The organism is Candidatus Nitrosocosmicus agrestis (genome assembly GCF_008389435.1).
In the GTDB taxonomy this organism is placed as follows: Archaea; Thermoproteota; Nitrososphaeria; order Nitrososphaerales; family Nitrososphaeraceae; genus Nitrosocosmicus; species Nitrosocosmicus agrestis.
This window is the reverse complement of record NZ_VUYS01000002.1, coordinates 176500-191239: the sequence shown is the minus strand read 5'-3', so window position 1 is coordinate 191239 and position 14740 is coordinate 176500. Positions and strand designations below refer to the sequence as shown.

The window sequence follows — 14740 nt, the reverse complement described above, 5'->3', positions numbered from 1 at the left end:
TTGGTTTCAGCTGATTGCATGGCCTTTTGATTGATATCATAACCATAAGTATCAAAGCCATGTTCTTTGACATATTTCGCAACTGGAAGCCCAAGCTGACCAAGGCCAATTACTACAACTTTGTTATATAATATATTTAATCTATGAAATGAGTTTGGTTCCATTCTCTTGTCTGGATTATTTGATAAATGTGAATATACCTGTGGCCTTAAATGCATTTCATTTAAAGATTGAATATGATTTGATAATTCGTGATTCATAAATTATCTACATCTCACTCCTTAATAAATTAAACTGACTGGTCAGACATATTTATTAATCTGAATAATTATAAAATAGTATGTATATTTTTTCTAATATTAGCAAGCATTTGTTACCTTTAAAGATGGATTCTCTTTCCGAAGTGATTTGTGGAGAAAACGAATTATTGTTGTAGGTGAATTCGAGATGTGTCCTAAAGTTACTATCCGTCATAAGGAGGAAGTAAGAGGAAAAATTATTCAATCAGCAATTGAATGTTTTTCTAAAAATGGATTCGACAAAACCAAAATGGATGATGTAGCCCTATCTGCAGATGTAAGCAAGGGAACTCTGTATAACTATTTTGACAATAAAGAATCTTTATTTCAGGCTTTATGTACTGATAGCCTCAATTTATTAAAGGTACAACTTGATAATTTGTTTACCAATAACAAAGATGATCTCATTTCAAATGCTGAAATGTTCTATGATAACTTTCAAAAAATTCAAAAAGAAGGAACATCAAAGGTTTTCTTTGAAGCTTTATCAGAATCAACTCGAAGTCCAAAATTACAACATATTTTGTTTAATCACCGATTGAATATTTATAATGTGGTTGAGAATTATATTCAGATCCAAGTTGATAAGGGTTTTTTGAATTTGAAATCTGAGCCATCCTACGTAGCTGCGGGCTTGGTATCTCTCTTTGATGGAATTATGGCGGCAAGATTGTTAGGACTTCCTGATGAATATAATAGAAAGGTTTGGTCTGTGACTGCTAAATCTTTATTATCCACGATGGAGTAACTATTCATTTTATCTCGTTATTTGCCGAGTTTCATTTGAATTATTCTTTATATTCTGGTTCATCATATATCTTCTATGTCATTGTTACCTTTTAAAAATAAAGTTCCTGTTGTTAGTTCTGATTGTTTTGTAGCTCATAATTCTGTTATTATTGGTGATGTTGAAGTAGGATCATCATCATCGATTTGGTTTGGAACTGTTTTACGTGGAGATGTTTTTCATATTCGTGTAGGCGCAAGAACTAATATTCAAGATAATAGTGTTGTGCATGTTACCTCAAATAAGTATCCAACCATCATTGGGAATAATGTGACGATAGGGCATTCCGTAACGTTGCATGGCTGTACCATAAATGATAACTCATTAGTTGGTATTGGCTCAGTCGTAATGGATCAATGTGATCTGGGGCAGTGGTCTATAGTGGCCGCAGGATCAGTTGTTAAACCTAATACCAAAATTCCATCGGGTAAACTATGGGGGGGATTACCTGCAAAAGAAATCCGGGATTTAAATGATGGAGAAAGAGGATGGATTAAGAGTCTCTCATCTAAATATGTGGAGTTGTCAAGACAGTATCTAAACATTTGATAAAAAGAGACACAGTTCCAATTGGAAATTCTACAATAAGGTAATATTCTAGTCCTCTTGTAGATCCATTACTTTTATCAAAAAGATGATCTTTTTTTTAAATACTTTATTATATTATGTGAAGTTAAATAATCATTATCAACCACATATTTTTTGTTTGAAATAGATGAATGATTAAAATAAAGTCAACTATAAAATTCTCATCAATTTTTGTTTCTAAATTTTTTATAAAACATCTTGTTGTACTATTAGAGAAGTAATCAGTTATCAAACTGCTTTATGACATAAAGATGTCTCAATCCTAATGATGAAGATTATGCCGATTAATCTACTATTAGTTTTTTTAGTGATAGTAGTGTCAGGGTCATCCACAAGCACAATATTAAATAACGAAGTATTTGCACAAAAATCCGACGGATCTGGCGGATTAAATTTTGATATAAATAGCCTCTTTGGTGGCGGAAAAGAGGGATTCAGTTTCGATCAATTGATGCCTTTTAGTAAGTCTAGTTCATCTGATTCAACCGATGAATCTTCCTCTGATAATGGTGAGGAATCAACATCCGAAGATTCATCAGCCACAGACCCGTTCGGAAGCCTTGGTTTTGTTTTCCCAATGAGTGGTGCTCAGGCTCCAGAAACCCAGTCTACACCTTCAGATGATACAAATAAGCCGAGCAGCGATGATACTAGTAAAGATATAACTTCTCCCCAAGATGAGACTTCGGCAGATGATGAAAGTACATCAAGCTCTGATGAAAAGAGTACAGCATCTGACGACGAAGACAGCAAGACATCAAGCTCTGATGAAAAGAGTACAGCATCTGACGACGAAGACAGCAAGACATCAAGCTCTGATGAAAAGAGTACAGCATCTGACGACGAAGACAGCAAGACATCAAGCTCTGACGACGAAGACAGCAAGACATCAAGCTCTGACGACGAAGACAGCAAGACATCAAGCTCTGACGACGAAGACAGCAAGACATCAAGCTCTGACGACGAAGACAGCAAGACATCAAGCTCTGACGACGAAGACAGCAAGACATCAAGCTCTGACGACGAAGACAGCAAGACATCAAGCTCTGACGACGAAGACAGCAAGACATCAAGCTCTGACGACGAAGACAGCAAGACATCAAGCTCTGACGAGTCTAGATTAATTGCACCTCAAAGCGGATCCACTGCTAGCACAGAAACCGGAAAACCTGTAGCACCTCAAAGCGGATCCACTGCTAGCACAGAAACCGGAAAACCTGTAGCACCTCAAAGCTAAACGCATTTGAACAAAAAAATTAAGGCGAATACCTTAATTCTTAAAAAATAATTTTTTTATTTTTTGTTCTTCGTAATTTTAAAATCCATATTTCAGGGAATCGTTTAAAGTAATTTTCCTAATCTTTGATTTTATAAATAATCTCTTCTCCATAACCTATGGGTACTGTCACTGAATACACTTTACTATTGACTTTAACATATTCTAAGTATTCAGACATCGCTGTCTTATAGTCTTCTGGAAACAAGATGTTATCTGTCATGATTATTCCCCCTTTCTTTAAGAGCGACAAGGCCAGATCAAAATATTCTTTTAGATTCTCTTTATCTGCATCTAAGAATACAAAATCAAATAACTTGTGATCGTTATTGAGGCGGCTATTTAGTTTCTCATTGAGTTTTTTTAATATGTTCAATGCATCTCCTTCAACAATTTGGATATTTTTTTCAACACCAGCTTCATTAAAGTTATTCATTGCTTGTTGGATCTTTGAATTGCTTTTTTCAATAGTTATTATATTTCCTGAAAAATCTCGTTGTAATAATTGTATTTGTTTAAACGCAAGTGCCATACATAATGTAGAGTATCCGACTGATGTACCAACCTCTAGTATTTTTGTACAATTCATTGCAGATATCAGTATGTTGAGAAATCTGCCGGTATCTGGTGTGATAGCTAACATCATATCGTCATGTAAGAGTTTCAACTTCCCAGATCTCTCCAACTCTGATTGTTTTTCCAGTCTGGTAAGGACCTTGGTAATTCTTGCAATTTCTGGAGAATGTGTTGATTTTGACATACTATAATTAGTGCTTCTAGCATTATTAATACACCGACATTTCTTGGTATTTGATGATGTGAAAAGAAATTTACAAGTGAGTCGTCGTTATATACTATTGTCAATACAAAATATTATTTACTCGTGATTGTGTTCAAAATGCCATTTCCATATTGATTTACTCATCTCCCTAAAAAATTTGGTTACAGATTACTATATTACTGGATAAGGCCTTTGAATCAGAAGCAAATTCTTCTCAAATTACTGTTGAAAATTTCAGCTATATGTTATTCGAAGATGTTTCAGGTAGGATTGCTTGGAAAAAGTGAAACTCCCTGGTTCAATTTCACCCTCCAAGCTAAAGGGACTGGTATAAAGTTCGTTCTTATATTACCATAGTTAGAATAATATTTAAAGAATATAGTTTCCCTCGTATCTTTGCAAATTAACTTATAATGACCTTTTATACTTTGATCAAACTGTATTAATTTTAGATCTTGACCTTTGAAATTGAACTATATTACTAACTTAATCCTATTCAATTGTAAGAATTAAACAAACACAAATAGTTAGACTCTTTTAATCAGGTATTATTCGATTACATTGAATCGTTTAATTTGATTCCCATTAGAAACTATGTTATAATTCTCAATTATGGATCTAGATCTTTGATTTGCCGATTTAAGATATCGATCATATTTTCAAGAGTTAATAAAATAACTTGCTATACATATCCATACTATGGAACATATGATCAGATAACAATTTTACTAAAGTTAAATATTGTTTAATCACTTAGAAATCGCTACAATATTCTCTGTTAAATTCTCATAACGTTATCTGTCTATCCTTTTTTATTGTTGAATGGCTTGATCCGGTTTTAAAGTATGCGTTAGTATTCATGCGATGGATTTTTTGGCTGAAATAAAATATGGGAATTAAACTTTTCGAATATAATTAATTTCTAAATTCGATGAATATTATTATAATTTAGTGTCTATCAATTTTAAAAAATGAGTTGAGGCGGGCCCGAAGGGATTTGAACCCTTGACCTGACGCTTAGGAGGCGTCCGCGCTATCCATTTTACGCCCTTATTTTGTAAGGTCTGCGCTACGAGCCCGTTGATTTCTCATAGGATTTAATATGTCAACATAATATTAATGCTGAGAAGAGTTAACTAAATTTGATGTCACCATCAATTTACCCAAAGTGGTGATATTGATCACAGTTTTCCCTCGGTCACCTTTATCAACTTCTACCAAACCTAGGTCTGCTAATCCTTTATTCTCTTTACCACCTTGTACATGATAACTAAGGAGTGGTTTGCCGTAACCTGATATCTGCTCTAACTCCTCAAGACTACTTACCATTCCTCCTATGCTATCAATGCTCTTTAGGATTTTTATCTTGGTATCGGAAATGATTTCAGAATAACTAAACTTAAGAACTGGTAGCAAGAGCGGAATAGTGTGATCATGATCCATTGCAAATGCCTTTATCCCATTAATAAAAGCGGAAGAGAGAGCTGCACAACTAATCAGCTTATCTCCTGAACTTACATTCATTAGGATCTGGTGATATTCCATACTTTTCTTTAATAACACCTCGTTAACTCTTTCGATAGTGTCTTTAACAACATTTTCCTTCTCAACTAAAATAATTTCCGAACCAATGCCGATGATTGTTTCCATCTTCTTAGAATAATCTACAGCTTTGGATTCATCGCTAGCATAACAAATTAGTATCAATTGATGAATAGGAAAGTTTCTTATTCCCAAGGCTATGCCATCTTGATCATCATCACCAAAAGTAGCTATCTGAAGAGTCTTCATTCTATAGCTTTTATACCATGTACTTGATTAAAAATATTTGTAATAATTTTGGAACACTGTATACCTTTCACGGGTAAGATATGATTACAAAAACCCGTTCATTAGGTTCTTCACTTTACATATAGAAACCTCTATATAATTTCAGTTATTCGAAATGAAATTAATGTAAAACTGTTGAAATTTTGACATCCTGAAATCATAAATTCTTTTTAGGATATGTCTCATCTCTATCGCCTTTTAATCGGTAATCCTTTATAAATTGATTCTAGATGGTTGTAGGCAGGGAAATGCCTTGATATGTAACAACCTTTTAGCCTAAAGAAAGTAAATAATGATGAATAGATACGACTTTACACAGGAAATGAACTTTCACTTCTTCCATTCTTGCTAATGATTAATAAATCAATTCCATCACCGCTAGCTGAATCTCTTTGAATAGATGATTTGATGGATTTCAAAGCTAGATCCTTTGCCTTTTCTTCATCCATATTTTCCGTAAATTCTGCATCAAGCACTCCCAAGGCCATTTCGGCACCTGTTCCCACAGCTGCATATCTATCAGGTAATACTGAACCTAGTGGATCAAGAGTATAAATTTCAGGTTTTCCTGTGGTAACTCCACCAACAACAACTTGGGTTAACAATGGGAAATATCTTCGCTCAAACATTATTACCGACATTAATTTTGCGACTGAATTTGGTTCAACATTGCGGCGGGTTTCTAATTTCCTAATCTTTGACAATGCACTTACCTGTCTTACGAGAACCTGCATATCCGCAACCATGCCGGCACATGCAGCACCAACATGCTCCGTAACATTAAAAGTCTTTTTAGTATTTTTATTAACTACAAAATTACCATATGAAATTCTCTTTTCAGCAGCCAAGAGTACTCCATCATGATATGTAATACCTACTGCTGTTGCCCCAGGCATAAATTGAAAAGCCATGTAATCAATTAAAAAAAAGAGTCAGATTTAGTCGTTTCTATCATCTTTGATAATTATTTTCGCAACATGGAGTAATCATGCAGCTTGATTGCTTCAGATATCAATTTATTTTGTATTTCAAGTATGTCTCTAGCTTCTGGATATTTTGAGCCAACTACTACTTCAGCTACAATGTTGGTGATATGTCTAAACAGGAATTCATCCCCTCTTTCAGCCTCGACTTTATATGTAGAATGTGCTTTATTGACAAATACAATGTTTTCATTCGTAAAACTATATCTGGGATCTGTCTCATCCTCATAAGGAACTACCTTGTACCCGATTTTTTTGAGTGTAAAGGTTTTTTTAAGTATGGGTTTGCGAATAGTTTTCTTCACCATATTTCTGCCATCTGAATATGAGCTAGATGCATTATTATCGTAAATTTGGGTATTTTGTCCTGTTTCTGAAATTCTTAAATCTTTCTGTTGCTCAAAAATTAGTTTACTGCTGGATCCAATAGAAGATTGCAAATCAACTCTAGCTGCTTCGTTGTTTTTGTCCTTCGTAAAATTTGAGTTGGATGTAGGTGATGATGAGGAATTTTCCTTCTCTTCATTGGTGTGATTCTGACTTACACCATGAACCTCTTCTCTGGAGAAAGGTTCTGGTGAATTAGAACCTGCGTCCAGATTTTCTGAAGAGATTCTATGATTTGTCAATTCTGTTTCTGAATTTTGACTGATCTCGGTAGAGTTGACAACAGAAGTGCTGTCTGAATCTGCATTAACCTCTACCGATTCAAACCCTTCTATTTCTTCAGCTGGTTCAAGAGTTTCTAATACTGCTTGTCCCATAACCTTGTCAATTTCTTTGTAGATCTTTGATTCCTCTCTTGTGATCAATACGTCTTCATATTCGGTTAAACTGGGCAAAACATGTTCTACTATGAATGTCTTTACATTTTGATTAAAATTATTGTAATTGTCGTCCTCAATCAAGGCTGATTTATCTGCAAACCTTGAGGTAAGCGCATCACATTTTACATACCCAGTTACTCTACTCAGCTTATTCTCAAAACCAAATGTACTTCTTAAAACCACATGATTTCCTACCATGATCGCTATTCCTTTTTCGTCAGGACCTAGTGGTCTTCTGGCAATAATTATCTCCCCTGTAACTCTTGGATTTTCAAGACTTACGTCCAACCTGTATCCTTGGATATCTGGAGATCGAATCAATTGCGAATTCGTGAGATCCCATTCCTTAAAATTGTCAGAAGATTTTACATAAACTTCAAACAGAGGATATTTCAAAATCGAAAGTTTTTTTATCTCTTTTAATAACTTGTTTATGTCTACTGCAATTTTTGAACCCCTCAATAGAATTTCTGTGCCATTTCTATTCAGCCTCGGTTCTTTTAATTCATTTAAACGTGCACGACCTTTGATTAATTCCTCCAAAGTACCTCCATCAATTACTATCGATTTGTTAAAGGTGTCTCTTCTAGTTTTAATTCGCATTTGATCAAACGAGGTTAAAAATGACAATCTTCCAGTGCCATATCTTCCAGTTCTTAAACGCTTGAGTTTAGGTGAAAGAGTTTCTTCCGCCTTGTGAGGTGAGCCTAGAATTAGGAATTTGTCCATAGAGTCTGAACTCATTCCTGCGTTATCTTCTATCACTATATTTCCATTATTTAATACTGTTACTATTACATTAGTTGCGTCCTCGTCAAAGGCGTTTTCGATTAATTCACGGACAATTTCATAGGGTGATATCCAAGTTTTGGTTGCAAACTCCCTAAAAAATGACGGATGAACCTTTAATTCCATTGTCAAGATATATTAAGCTCAAAGTTATTATTATTTAAACAAATGTTAAAAAAAAATTGACAGGATTAAGAATTTTTTTTGATTTATTTAAGGGACCTAATGCAAAATCATATTATTTGATCCAAAGTTAATCATTTGTGGGATAAAATCGACTAATATCAATGTCAATTTTGGAGGATGTGTTTCAAGAAATGGGTGAACTGTCGTATAATAAATCAATAATACCGGAACTGCAGCACAACCTGCTATTGTTAATAGGATAAGCCAAGTTGCTGTCATTTTGCCCGTTAACATATTTATTTTAGAAATGGTTTGGCTATATAAAGATAAAGTTACTATTCTTATCATATTCTAAAGGATATTTCCTTAAACATATTCCAGAATTTATCCCCAACAAAGTGTAGATTATTAATTACATATCCCTTTTCCATTGATTCTGATGTCTTACTGCTCTCTATTGCAAGTCCTACAGCAATATATTTTCGAAATTTTTCATCCTTTATGGTCACAATTTCATCTTTTTCAAAAGAGTCGAAAAAAGTTATTCCAGGTCTAAGGACCTTCGCACCATTACAGATGAATTTAATTGAACCCGAGTCGACAATTACCGAAGGGAATTTTTTAAGAATTTCTTGTTTTCCCAAAAATGGCAATATGTGGTCTACCGGTGTTGACACTGCCACAATCTCTGAATCAATGATCAAAATACCTTTATTTTCTTCAACTTCAAAAATCTTTATGTTTTTTAATTTAGGAATGCTTATGCCTTTCCAATCTTTGTTCATGATTTTTAATATCTTCTCAGTATCTTTTTTGGACAAAACATATGTCTTCAAATAGACTTTACAAACGCTGACATATATTAAAGGTGTGTGTCTGTTTATTTCGATTGTATTAATTTGATGATGTGATGCTTTACAAAGAACTTTTTTTAATAGTTCTCCGAACTAAAATAGAATATCCCATTACATGGAAAAGAATTTTTATAAATAATCATGCAGTAGATAATGGTTAATTAGAGATGAGTGATACACCGCAATCAAAATATGAGGTACCAATCAAACCTGTAGAAAAATCGCTAAAAATTAGCGACAGAGCTAAAACCGAGTTAAAAAGTTCAGGTATGATGGATGACAAAGGAAAATTAAAACTTAAAGGTGTTAGCCCAAAAATGTTAAAGCGAATGAAACTTGAGTCAATAGATTGCCCTGTCTTCAAGAAGGAATTGGGCTTTGTTGAATGTTATGTTTGTAGTAATTTTCATAGCAGGATAAGCGGTGTGGTATATTGCAAAGGTGATCCTCTAGAATAATTATAGATCCAAAAAATATCGTCACAAACTTCATAAAGAGAAAATATAGTTATTTTTTCATTAATTGAGTGAAAAAGATGTTAAAGAGTTCGGTCTCACTGTAAAAAAAAATGGGGATTTCAGTGAATGGTATTCTCAAATAGTAGAAAAATCTGGATTAGCTGATTATGCTCCGGTAAAGGGGTTCATAGTTGTTAGACCATATGGCTATGCAATATGGGAATTAATACGAAATCATCTTGATTCCAAATTCAGGGAATTAGGGCATATGAATGGTTTCTTACCGTGTTTGATACCAGAAAGCTTACTTAACAAAGAAGAGAAACACTTTAAAGGCTTTAATCCTGAAGTTTTTTGGGTAACATCCTCTGGAGATTCCCAGTTAAGTGAAAGATTAGCTTTACGACCAACATCCGAAGCTCTTTTATATTCAATGTTTCCTAAATGGATTTCAAGTTATAGGGATCTACCTTTAAAAATTAATTTTTGGAACTCTGCTTTAAGAGCAGAAATCAAGTCGACTAAACCTTTTATAAGAAACTCTGAGTTCTTGTGGCAGGAGGGTCACACTGCTCATTCAAGTCATGAGGAAGCAAAAATACACGTACTGAAGATTTTGTCAATTTACAAGAAATTCATTGAAGATGCTCTTTGCATTCCAGCAGTTTCTGGTTTTAAAAGCAGCAAAGAAAAGTTTGTAGGAGCTGAATATACCACCACAGTGGAAGGATTGATGCCCGATGGCAAGGCTCTTCAGCTGGGTACATCTCACAATTTGGGTCAAAATTTCTCCATACCATTTGACATAAGATATCTCAACAAGAATAATAAAGAAGAGTACGTTTGGCAAACTTCTTGGGGTGTATCTTGGCGTCTTATGGGTGCGTTGATAATGGTACATGGCGACGATAAAGGGTTAATTCTCCCTCCTGCGGTTGCTCCAATTCAAATAATTATAGTCCCTATATACAAAAATAATAATCAGAAACAGGTTAAAGAACATGCTCACAAGTTAAAAGAAGGACTTGAAAGTCTGGGATACCGAGCTTTTGTAGATGATAGGGATGAATATACTGCTGGTTGGAAATACAACGAATGGGAAATGAAAGGAGTACCTTTGCGTATCAATATAGGACAAAGGGATATTGAAAACAATACATTGGAGATAGTTAGGAGGGATAATAGGGCTAAAAAAATAATATCATTTAGCAATCTAAAAGCAGAGATTAAAGATGCATTTGATGAAATAGTATCTGCATTGTGGAAGAATGCACTGATATCTCTTGATAAAAGAACAAAGTTTTTAGAAAAGTTTGAGGATTTAAAGGCCGAGCTCAGTGCTAACAGTGGATTTATACTAAGTTTTTGGTGTGGAAATGAATCGTGCGAATTAAAAATTAAAGATGATACAGGTGCAGATATTAGGGTAATTCCTTTTGATGACGAACGGGTATTGTCAAATTTATCTCATAATAAATCCGATTCAAAGGCTTGTATATATTGCGGCGCAGATTCTAAACAAATTGCAATATTTGCAAAGGCCTATTGATGGACCATACTTGGAGACGAACACTTTTCAAAATTAAAGTTTTCAGATCAGAATGTTTATGTAAGGTTTAAATTCCAAGTCATTTATTCCACGTTGTCAGAAAAGAAGAAGGATAACAAGAGAAAGGATATAAAGATAATAATAATTATAGTTGTAATATTTGCCATAGCCTTTGTATCAATCAGAACCATTTTGGCTGACTCAAATCCATTTTACGTTGTTGCAAGCGGCAGCATGATTCCTGTTTTGAATGTAAATGATCTCATCGTTGTTTGGAACAAAGATAACAATACATCTTTTGCTAATGCAAATATAGGTGACATAATAGTCTTCAAAGCCTCTGATCCAAGTGAGGAGAATAAAACCATTGTTCATAGAGTATCTGCAATAATTGAAAAAGGGAATAATTTGACAGGAAATGTGATTCTATGTGCGCCCATAGCTATTAATCAGGTAATTCAAGAAAAAACTATTCTTACTAAGGGAGATGCTAACGAATGTTCAATTCCGGGGATAGATTTTCCAGTTACAAAGGAAAATTATGTGGGCAAGGTTATTTACACTATTCCTCAAGTTGGTATAATACCCCAATTATTAAAACCACCCGTCAATTATATCATCATGGGCATTATAGCCATCCTACTCATTACTTCATTTATCCGGGGAAGTAAGAAGGAAAAACACGGAATAGAGGGAGACGAAAAAGAAAGACTATAAGATGATTGATAATTTCTCTGACAAGTTTGACATTAATATTTTAATGTATAGACAAGATGACCCCAATAAATGCACCGCGTCAAGAATTATCAAATTTCATTTAGCAAATGAAGTAAAAAGAATACCTAGGTCTTCAATAGTCTTGAATCCTTATACTGATAGATATCTTAAACCTCTTGATGCTAAAATGTTTAAGGGAATTTGTGCATTAGATTGCTCATGGAATCTGGCTTCAAGAGTGATTCAGGCATCGAGAGGATTTAGCAATAATCGAAAACTTCCTGCACTTTTGGCTGGTAACCCGATTAATTATGCAAAATTAGGTATGCTTTCTACTGTGGAAGCACTTTCTGGTGCTCTTTACATTCTAGGATTCGAGGCTAGAGCTATGGAACTAATTGAGAGATTTAGGTGGGGTCATACATTCTTCGAACTAAACGCCGAGATTTTGAAGGATTATTCAAAAGTTAAGGTGGATGAAGATATTGTTACCCTTGAAAAAGAATACTTCCCACATATTTTCGGTGCACCAAACTGATTTTTACAATTTGTACGCTCTTTAATCTGTGTAAATTTAACCTAGATCCTAATATGTCAGATTTAATTTCTTGGTTGAATCCTTAACCATACTTACCATAATTCATATTTTATATTATCAATCCATTCCTTATGATAATAACTTATCATATTATGCTCATCTGTATAAACAAATTTAATAACCCTTAATTACATAACGAGTTTAGTGAGTTAGCGAGCAAGTTACTTCATATTACGAAGAGGAAACTCCTCCCTCAATACGGGTACCTGAATTAGCGATAATTAGAAGGAGACTTCTGGCAACGAAATAGAAAAGTATTTGGCTGAGATCTTTGGCTATGATGATTTGTAATCTGAGTGATCTCAGGTTAAATTGAAACTGTCGACCCAGGTAGAGAAAGGCCAAACAGAGTTATATTCCCGTAATTAAACTCAGGTAGGCTGCTTAGCTGAATCTTGCCTAAAACAAAAGGAGGGTTACTACTAATACACAATAAATGAAGCCAAATAGGGAATTTCTAATCCCAATTTGGCTTCAGTTTGATTAATAACAAATAAACAACAATTGTTTACATTCTAACCTACAGTAAAAACAAAATGTCAAACTCAGGTAGCTATAATAATCCAGTACTGTTTCCGGGCAATGAATATTCTAGAATGTTATCTGAAAAGTATCACTACAAGGAATGGATGATCTCGCGATTTCTAAACTACATACCTGATGCAGAAGATCTTTTGAAATATGTCGACACCAAATCCAATCTACATACCTATATAAGGGCTAATACTCTCAAAATTGATCCAAATTCACTAAAGGTTCGCTTACTTGAAAAAGGATTTAAACTCAAAAATACAATTGTAGATGAGGTCTTTGAGGTAATCAACCACGGGTCAGATCAATTTACTAAAAAGGTAACTTCAGGAGTCTCGACTGGTGTTAGTAGTAGCAGCAGCATGGACTCGCTAATTAGAAATCCGTCCGCACGTATTTCGTCAAATCAAATTAAAGAGGAGCAGTCCAATTCTAAAGAACGAAAATTACCTAGCCTAGGCTCAACATTTGAATATTTGAAAGGATATTATTATATTCAAGATCTGAGTTCGGGAGTTGCGGTCAGTGAAATGGATATTCATCCATCAGACGATTTTCATGTCTTGGACATGGCTGCCGCACCAGGCGGAAAGACTACTCATATAGCGCAAAAATTAAACAACCTTGGTAAAATAGTTGCTTGCGAATCTAACCCTAATAGATTGCCATCCTTAGTGTTTAACCTGTCTCGAATGGGAGTAAAGAATACTCTTGTCCTTAAGATAAAGTCTGAAGATATAATGCAGTTGGGATTTAGATTTGATAGAGTATTGCTTGATGCTCCTTGCACATGTGAGGGGATCATATTAAAAGATGAATCAAGAAAGAGGAGTCGAACCATCCGTGATTTAAATATCTGTAGTAATAGGCAAAAAAGAATGATCCTTGCTGGGTTTGAAGCATTGAAACCTGGTGGTATTATGATATACAGTACCTGCTCCTTTGCACCAGAAGAAAACGAAATGATTATTCAATTTTTGATTGATAAGTTCAAAAATGCTCAGATAGAACCGTTGAACTATGGCTCTTCTGGTCTTACCACATTTAACGATATCATCTTCTCCAGTAATATGAATCAAACAAGACGGTTTTATCCTCACTTACATGATACCAATGGATTTTTCATTGCGAAAATTAGAAAGAGTACAGAACCTGATGGAGTTTAGGAAGCCAAATCGTGCTGAAAAAACCATTTTGAAGAAGTCATTCTCTAAATGGGGAATTTTTGAATATTATGATGAAACAAACCTTTTCATAAAAATCTCAGAAACAATCCCAAACGACAAAAAAGTGTATATTTGTTCTGCATCCTTCAACTCATTGGATTCGCTTTTAGAATATGATCTAGTTTCTCTGGGTCTGAAAATTGGTGTAATGCGAAAAAAGAAATTTATTCTTGGTTTGAATTTTGCCGAATTAGTCTTAGAAAAGAAAAAAAATGAAGAATTTTCTTTCCCACATGTCGTAATAACCGAGAAGGCTGTAAACCTTGTTTGTTTTGGCCGAGATATTATGGGAAATTCAATAATACATTGTAGTGAGGGGATTGCTAGTAATCAGATTTTGATGATAATAAATAAAAATCATGAATTGGTCGGAATAGGGAGGGCCAGGTATGATTCTGAATTGTTATTGCAACCAAATCTTGTGACTGTCGATACTGTTGAAAATATCGGAACCTACTATTTACAAGAAGAAAACTTTGGCCTAGAATAGTTAAAAAATAACAAAAAAAAATTTGGATTTT

The 14740-nt window shown here is 34.3% G+C and carries 15 protein-coding genes, 1 tRNA gene and 1 other RNA gene; 10 read left to right on the top strand and 7 right to left on the bottom strand.

The window, feature by feature from the left end; all coding sequences use genetic code 11:
- Nucleotides 1-260, bottom strand: a 260-nt coding sequence (locus F1Z66_RS01895) for an NAD(P)-binding domain-containing protein (RefSeq protein ID WP_230207407.1), incomplete at its 3' end; no start/stop codon positions are given.
- A gap of 187 nt (nucleotides 261-447) precedes the next feature.
- Between F1Z66_RS01895 and F1Z66_RS01890 the strand changes: the two genes are divergently transcribed.
- From F1Z66_RS01890 to F1Z66_RS01880, 3 genes are all read left to right on the top strand, one after another.
- Nucleotides 448-1047 carry a TetR/AcrR family transcriptional regulator gene (locus F1Z66_RS01890; RefSeq protein ID WP_149861902.1) on the top strand — a complete coding sequence of 200 codons (600 nt, stop codon included), beginning with the start codon at nucleotides 448-450 and terminating at the stop codon, nucleotides 1045-1047.
- 75 nt (nucleotides 1048-1122) lie between these two features.
- Nucleotides 1123-1635, top strand: a complete 513-nt coding sequence (locus tag F1Z66_RS01885) for a gamma carbonic anhydrase family protein (RefSeq protein ID WP_149861901.1) — start codon at nucleotides 1123-1125, stop codon at nucleotides 1633-1635.
- Between the two features lie 316 nt (nucleotides 1636-1951).
- The gene (locus F1Z66_RS01880; RefSeq protein WP_149861900.1) at nucleotides 1952-2911 is read left to right on the top strand and encodes a hypothetical protein; all 960 of its coding nucleotides are present in this window, start codon (nucleotides 1952-1954) and stop codon (nucleotides 2909-2911) included.
- A gap of 118 nt (nucleotides 2912-3029) precedes the next feature.
- On the opposite strand, the gene F1Z66_RS01875 is transcribed toward F1Z66_RS01880, so the two are convergent.
- From F1Z66_RS01875 to F1Z66_RS01850, 6 genes are all read right to left on the bottom strand, one after another.
- A complete protein-coding gene (locus F1Z66_RS01875) occupies nucleotides 3030-3710 on the bottom strand; it encodes an O-methyltransferase (protein ID WP_149861899.1) in 681 nt (226 codons plus the stop codon).
- A 1003-nt stretch (nucleotides 3711-4713) separates the two neighbouring features.
- Nucleotides 4714-4810 (bottom strand) — tRNA-Arg (locus F1Z66_RS01870).
- Between the two features lie 37 nt (nucleotides 4811-4847).
- Entirely contained in the window at nucleotides 4848-5522 is a 675-nt protein-coding gene (locus F1Z66_RS01865) for a hypothetical protein (RefSeq protein WP_149861898.1), read from the bottom strand.
- A gap of 350 nt (nucleotides 5523-5872) precedes the next feature.
- Nucleotides 5873-6457, bottom strand: a complete 585-nt coding sequence (locus F1Z66_RS01860) for a proteasome subunit beta (RefSeq protein ID WP_149861897.1) — start codon at nucleotides 6455-6457, stop codon at nucleotides 5873-5875.
- A gap of 68 nt (nucleotides 6458-6525) precedes the next feature.
- On the bottom strand, nucleotides 6526-8286 hold the full coding sequence (locus tag F1Z66_RS01855; RefSeq protein WP_159357406.1) for an ATP-binding protein: 1761 nt from the start codon (nucleotides 8284-8286) through the stop codon (nucleotides 6526-6528).
- A gap of 344 nt (nucleotides 8287-8630) precedes the next feature.
- Nucleotides 8631-9107 (bottom strand): PUA domain-containing protein, encoded by a 477-nt coding sequence (locus F1Z66_RS01850; RefSeq protein ID WP_149861895.1) that lies wholly within the window; start codon nucleotides 9105-9107, stop codon nucleotides 8631-8633.
- A 200-nt stretch (nucleotides 9108-9307) separates the two neighbouring features.
- Between F1Z66_RS01850 and F1Z66_RS01845 the strand changes: the two genes are divergently transcribed.
- The 7 genes from F1Z66_RS01845 to F1Z66_RS01815 all read left to right on the top strand — a co-directional run bounded on the left by F1Z66_RS01845 (nucleotide 9308) and on the right by F1Z66_RS01815 (nucleotide 14709).
- A complete protein-coding gene (locus tag F1Z66_RS01845; protein WP_149861894.1) occupies nucleotides 9308-9598 on the top strand; it encodes a hypothetical protein in 291 nt (96 codons plus the stop codon).
- 64 nt (nucleotides 9599-9662) lie between these two features.
- Nucleotides 9663-11147, top strand: coding sequence for a proline--tRNA ligase (gene proS, locus F1Z66_RS01840; RefSeq protein WP_149861893.1), 1485 nt, complete (start codon nucleotides 9663-9665; stop codon nucleotides 11145-11147).
- A 93-nt stretch (nucleotides 11148-11240) separates the two neighbouring features.
- Nucleotides 11241-11864 carry a signal peptidase I gene (locus F1Z66_RS01835; RefSeq protein ID WP_159357404.1) on the top strand — a complete coding sequence of 208 codons (624 nt, stop codon included), beginning with the start codon at nucleotides 11241-11243 and terminating at the stop codon, nucleotides 11862-11864.
- A gap of 1 nt (nucleotide 11865) precedes the next feature.
- Nucleotides 11866-12402: a DUF367 family protein gene (locus F1Z66_RS01830; RefSeq protein WP_149861891.1), complete on the top strand. Its 537-nt coding sequence runs from the start codon at nucleotides 11866-11868 to the stop codon at nucleotides 12400-12402.
- A gap of 204 nt (nucleotides 12403-12606) precedes the next feature.
- Nucleotides 12607-12893, top strand: an RNA gene (rnpB, locus tag F1Z66_RS01825) — RNase P RNA component.
- A 105-nt stretch (nucleotides 12894-12998) separates the two neighbouring features.
- The gene (locus tag F1Z66_RS01820; RefSeq protein WP_149861890.1) at nucleotides 12999-14159 is read left to right on the top strand and encodes an NOL1/NOP2/sun family putative RNA methylase; all 1161 of its coding nucleotides are present in this window, start codon (nucleotides 12999-13001) and stop codon (nucleotides 14157-14159) included.
- The gene (locus F1Z66_RS01815; RefSeq protein ID WP_159357403.1) at nucleotides 14149-14709 is read left to right on the top strand and encodes a PUA domain-containing protein; all 561 of its coding nucleotides are present in this window, start codon (nucleotides 14149-14151) and stop codon (nucleotides 14707-14709) included. Before F1Z66_RS01820 ends, F1Z66_RS01815 begins: the two co-directional genes overlap by 11 nt.
- The last annotated feature ends 31 nt before the right edge of the window (nucleotides 14710-14740 follow it).